The 3,715-nt window shown below is 58.5% G+C and carries 4 protein-coding genes; 1 reads left to right on the top strand and 3 read right to left on the bottom strand.

What is annotated here, in order from left to right:
- Nucleotides 1-260 (bottom strand): 3'(2'),5'-bisphosphate nucleotidase CysQ family protein (locus B4F73_RS01485; RefSeq protein ID WP_349679529.1); only part of this gene is annotated, 260 nt, incomplete at its 3' end.
- A gap of 193 nt (nt 261-453) precedes the next feature.
- Between B4F73_RS01485 and B4F73_RS01480 the strand changes: the two genes are divergently transcribed.
- Entirely contained in the window at nt 454-2,073 is a 1,620-nt protein-coding gene (locus B4F73_RS01480) for a caspase family protein (protein WP_290482350.1), read from the top strand.
- Here B4F73_RS01480 and B4F73_RS01475 read toward each other — a convergent pair.
- Nucleotides 2,070-2,951 (bottom strand): FKBP-type peptidyl-prolyl cis-trans isomerase, encoded by an 882-nt coding sequence (locus B4F73_RS01475; RefSeq protein WP_290480229.1) that lies wholly within the window; start codon nt 2,949-2,951, stop codon nt 2,070-2,072. The two genes, B4F73_RS01480 and B4F73_RS01475, sit on opposite strands and share 4 nt — an antisense overlap.
- An 81-nt stretch (nt 2,952-3,032) precedes the next feature.
- The coding region (locus B4F73_RS01470) for a pyridoxal-phosphate dependent enzyme (protein ID WP_290482349.1) at nt 3,033-3,715 on the bottom strand (683 nt) is incomplete at its 5' end.

Here is a 3,715-nt window from a genome sequence, read left to right as displayed (position 1 = left end):
ATGATCGCCACATTGACCGTGAATTCGCCATTCTTGTTCACGAATTCCTTGGTGCCATCGAGCGGGTCGACCAGCGCAAACCGATAACCATGTTCGGGCACCTTGCCTTCACTGAAGGATTCCTCGGCCACAACGGCGAGATCAGGCTCCGCCTCCGCAAGACCTTTCAGGATAAGTTCTTCCGCGCGTTGGTCGGCTTCAGTTACCGGTGACGCATCGCCTTTTCGTTCCACGCCGAAGTCGCTCGCATAGATATCCATTATGAGCTTGCCGGCATCGAGGGCAATCCGGCCGAGTTGGTCCGCAGTAATCGTCACTTTGTAGGGTCCCCTGATCAAATTCCGGCCCTTCCTGTCAGTCGCTCCGGGTTGAAGCAACCCAAAAATGCCCGCGGCGTTGACGCAGCAGGTTCGCGTCGGCAGACTTGGTGCTCGGTCGTCAAAGAGGGTGAAGATGATCTCACGTCGACACATGATGCTTCTTGGAGGCGCTGCTGCCATGCCGTGGCCCGGGCAAGCCCAGGAATCGCCTGCAAAGCCTCGGATTGCCCTGGTCATCGGGAATGCGGCCTATTCCAGTGGAATTGGTACATTGGCAAATCCGATCAATGATGCAGAGCTCGTGGCGCAGGGGATTGCAAATTGCGGCTTTCGACTCGTGTCAGGTGACATTGTCCGCGATGCGGACCGCTCGATCATGATGGCCGCGATCCGGGAGTATGTAGACGTGCTGAATCACGCAGGCCCTGATGCGATGGGCTTTTTCTATTATTCCGGCCATGGCGCGGCCAGAGAGAGTGATGGAAACTACCTGATCCCGGTGGAAGAGGCGGATGTGCTTGATGATGCACTGTGGGATGATTCGGTTTCGCTCGACTGGCTGATGCAGAAACTCGACGCGCTGGACGCCCCAAGCGTCGTGGCAATCGATGCCTGTCGAAATGTTCTGCAGCTTCCAGAGGCGCAGCGTTCGCTTGGCGGCGGCGAATCCTTCCGGGGACTTCGTCGCACTGCCGGGGGAGCGGGGGAGCGCAACATGTTCCTGTCCTTTGCAACCTGGGAAGGCGAAACGGCCAGCGATGGTCGCGCAGATGACGGGAATGGACCTTATGCCAGCGCGCTCAGTACGCGCCTGAGCAAACCGGCAACTACCGTTCGGGACATGTTCGAACAGGTGCGCCTTGATGTATTGGAAAAGACTTTGCAGCGTCAGGAGCCCATGAATCTTTCGCGGCTGCAACGGCGGTCTTCTGACATCAAGATTGGCTCCTGGGAGTTGGATCGGGTCGAGATGACGCCGGGGGGAGCACGCTGGCCGCTCCGACAAGCCCTGGTGATTGCGAATTCGTATTCAGAATCACAGGCCTTCTCGCTGTCTGGTACACATGCTGACGGCGAGAAAGTCCGCGCGGCGCTGGAAGCCAGCGGGTATAGTACGGTGTACATTCCGGACACTGAGTATCCGGAATTTTTCAGTCATGTGGATGCTTTCATTGATCGCTTGAGAGTTGCCGGGCCAGCTGCCGTGGGGCTTGTCTATTTTGCGGGCTACGGCACCGATATTTCGGGGGACAATTACCTCATGATGGAAGGCGAACTGCCGCGTAATAATTTCGAGGCGGTACAATCATCGGTTCGACTTGGTGACCTGGTTTCGCGTCTGGAAAGTTCATCCGCCCAGGCGATTATGGTTTTGGCGGATTGCGGGCGTCCATTTAATGGAATGGGTCACCGGGGGGGTGATCCCGGCTTCAACGAAGACTTTGGTCGGGACAATGTGGTCGTCGCTTATGCGGTTGCGCCGGGCACACATCGATTGAACCCGCAGACGGATTCGGAATTTGCGGGCTCCTTCTCCCGGATAATCCAGTCCGAGGACCGAATTGATATTGAAACAGTCATGCGCCGCGTCGCATTGGATGTTCAAGCGCGCACGGACGGAGCGGAGCGGCCCTGGTTCCAGACGTCTCTCGACCTGCCGATCTTTTTTCGGGCGGATATCCGTCCAGAGGACGAGACCACACAGATGGGGCCGGAGGACACGTATGCTCCGCCGTCCGACCCGTACCCTTAATTGCTCTTGATGACGTCCAGCAGTTCGACTTCGAACATCAGGTCGGCATTTGGCGGGATTGGACCGCCCGGTGTGCCTTGCGCGCCATAGGCGATATCTGACGGGATATACATCAACCAGCGATCACCCGGCTTCATCATGGCGAGCGCCTCTACCCAGCCGGGGATCAGGCGATTGGAGGGGAATGTTTCCGGTTGCCCGCGTTGAAAGGCGCTGTCGAACATCTCGCCGGTCTCCACAAGGCGGCCTTCATAATAGACAGCGACCATTTCGCCATTTACCGGGCTCTCGCCAGCGGCATCTCCGCGCTCCAGCACGACGTATTGCAGGCCCGACTCCGTTTTCTGAACTTCCGGCAGTTCTGGATTCCACGGTGTGTACTTTTCCCACGCTTCGGCGTCGGCGGATTTAGGCTCCATCACTTCGACCAGTTCAACCTGGAAGACGAGATCGTCGCCAGCCTTGATGATGTCGCCGCGATTGCGATTGCCATAGGCCAGCGCGTTCGGAATGTAGAACAGGTAGACGTCGCCTTCGGTCATCTGTTGCAGGCCCTGCGTCCAGCCCGGGATGACCTGATTCAGGCGGAACATGGAGGGCGAGCCGCGATCATAGGAGGAATCGAATTTGTCTCCACCTGCGGTGCGGCCTTCATAGTGCACGCGCACCATGTCTGACGGCACAGGACTGGCACCGCCATCAGGGCCTTCTTTCAATACGATGTATTCCAGACCGCCCATGCCGGTTTCCACGTCAGAGCGCTCGGCGCCCCAAGGTAGATAGGTTTCAAACGTTGCATCCAGGTCAGTGGTGTCGGGAGTGCCGCCGCAAGCAACAAGCAGAATGGCCGCAAAGGCGGCGATTATGGTCCGGATCATTTGACTCTCCAGTTGGCTGGGATGTTCATTCGGGTTTAGTCAGGTCTCGCCGCCAAGTCACCTTGGCGGCTGACATATCGATCAAAGTGAACGCGGAGGATAGCCTGCCTGCGCCAATGCATCGATCACTTCCTGCGTATGCTGTGCGTCGCGCGTCTCGATCAGAATATCGAACTCCGCCCCCTTGGCGGGCACATCCAGCGCGATCCGATTGTGCGCAACTTCCATGATGTTGGCACCCTGGTCGCCAATAATCTTGGAGACGAGTGCGAGCAGGCCGGGCCGGTCGTCGCCGATAATCCGGATGGAGGTCAACCGGTGTTCCCGGACGAGGGCGCGTGTCAGCACTGAGGACAGCAAGCGCGTGTCGATGTTGCCGCCGCAGAGCACCAGACCGACCTTGCGGCCTTGAAAGCGGGCGGGATGAGCGATCAGGGCTGCGAGGCCTGCCGCGCCTGCGCCTTCGGCAATGGTCTTCTCGACTTCCGCGTACAGCGTGATGGCGCGCTCAAGATGTTCTTCTTCAACGAGGACGATGTCGTCGACCAGTTCGGCGCAGATCTGACGGGTCAGTTCGCCCGCTTCCTTCACGGCGATGCCTTCTGCGATGGTCGCGCCTCCGGTTTTTGGCGTCTCACCACGAAGAGCGGCATGCATGCAAGGATACATGGCCGCCTCTACGCCGATGATCTGGATGTCCGGCTTCAGGGCTTTTGCCGCAATGGCGATACCGCTGATCAGTCCGCCCCCGCCAATCGGAACAA

The organism is Hyphomonas sp. UBA3601, assembly GCF_002375605.1.
Lineage (GTDB): Bacteria > Pseudomonadota > Alphaproteobacteria > Caulobacterales > Hyphomonadaceae > Hyphomonas.
This window is presented reverse-complemented; position numbering and strand designations above follow the sequence as displayed.

What these genes read in the sequence shown, in the direction of transcription:
- B4F73_RS01480 (WP_290482350.1), top strand. Translation starts at nt 454, where the DNA reads ATGATCTCACGTCGACACATGATGCTTCTTGGAGGCGCTGCTGCCATG.
- B4F73_RS01475 (WP_290480229.1), bottom strand. Translation starts at nt 2,951, where the DNA reads ATGATCCGGACCATAATCGCCGCCTTTGCGGCCATTCTGCTTGTTGCT.